This window comes from Pseudomonas sp. P5_B2, from assembly GCF_056400445.1.
Map to the genome: position 1 here is coordinate 1 of NZ_JBFULH010000848.1, position 1490 is coordinate 1490.

Sequence of the window (1490 nt, forward strand, 5' to 3'; positions counted from 1 at the left end):
GTTTCTTTCTGGGCTTGGGGAGCAATCAGGTCGTTCTCGGAGGCTATTGAAGGCTCTGTCTTAGTCCTATCAAGGTTTTGAACACGCTACCGCCCCAGGATTAACCGTTGGTTTCCTGAGAACGTGGATCATGCAGGCGGCATACGGGCCGATGTGAGCGCTGGCATTTTTTTGAAGCGCAAGTAGCGAGAAAATGGGTGAATTCAGACACTGATTACTGACCATACAAACAGCCAGCATTACGAGTGTTCACGAGCAGCGTTGGTTGTTTTAGTCAGTGTAAGGGCAGGGCGATTTCATCAGGTTTTTCTATCGCGAGGATCGGCACGCTGAGTGTGTGCTCGCGATGCAAAAGTTGCAGGAGAATCATGGCGCGTTCCTCGCCGTCCCGGGCCACGAACATGGCCTCAAGCTCCTTGAAGCTTCCACTGTTGATGCGCACGCGATCACCCGGCTCAAACGTGATTGAGTCGGGCGATTTGTTGCTGAGTCGCTGTTGCAGGTTTTCGATCAGTTCGTTTGCGACCGCAAGCGGCTGTTTGCCGAAAGTCACCAATTTGTTCACACCGCAGGTTGAGCGGATGGGGTGCCAGTTGTCTTTTTTTTGGTCGAGCTGGATGAACAGGTAGCCATGGAACAGCGACTCCACCGAGGTGGTGCGCCGGCCACGTTGAAGACGTTCAACGTGGTGGGTTGGGCGATAGCAGGTGAAGGCCTGACGTGTCAGGTTTTCCTCGGCACGGGCGTCCTGCCGGGGTTTGCACTGGATCAGGTACCAGMGGGGCCGCGCGTGCTGGGTAGGCATGTCGTGGGTTCTCGTTGTGTAGATCAGGGCGGCGGTGCTGCCCTGATTTCCGGTGTTATTTGTCTGAGGCATATTCGTATTGGTAGTAGCTGTAGGCACCATATTTGCCGTAGCCATAGGCAGATGCTTTGCGTTCCACGGCGTTGAAAATCGCGCCTTTGACCACAATGCCGTTCTGCTCGAAGCGGCGCTTGGTCACCAGGATTTCCTTGGCGGCGTTGACGCCGAAGCGGGTCACGATCAGGCTGGTGCCGGCCTGGCGACCGACCAGCGCGGCATCGGTGACCGCGAGGATCGGCGGGGTGTCGATGATGACCAGGTCGTACTGGCTGCTGACGTCTTCCAGAAACTGAGTGAAGTTGCTGTGCATCAACAATTCCGACGGGTTCGGTGGGATCTGCCCGCGGGTAATGACGTGCAGGTTGTCCACTTCGGTCGCGTGGGTCGCGGTGTTCAGGTCGACTCTGCCGGCCAGCAGATCAGACAAGCCGTTGCTCACGTCCTTGCGGAACAGTTTGTTCAGGTAACCCTTGCGCATGTCGGCGTCGACCAGCAGCACCTTTTTCCCTGTCTGGGCGATGATGGCCGCGAGGTTGCACGAGACGAAGGATTTACCCACGCTTGGACTCGGGCCCGAAATCATCAGGATGTTGTTCTTGGCCTCCATGGTCGCGAAGTGCAGGCT

2 protein-coding genes are annotated in these 1490 nt (G+C 56.7%); both read right to left on the minus strand.

The annotated features are described in order from the left end of the window. Nucleotides 1-274: 274 nt before the first annotated feature. Nucleotides 275-805, minus strand: a complete 531-nt coding sequence (gene rfaH / locus AC1DRJ_RS27375; protein ID WP_477804901.1) for a transcription/translation regulatory transformer protein RfaH — start codon at nt 803-805, stop codon at nt 275-277. Nucleotides 806-860: 55 nt separating this feature from the next. After that, nucleotides 861-1490: polysaccharide biosynthesis tyrosine autokinase (locus tag AC1DRJ_RS27380; RefSeq protein ID WP_477804902.1), on the minus strand; the 630-nt coding region annotated here is incomplete at its 5' end.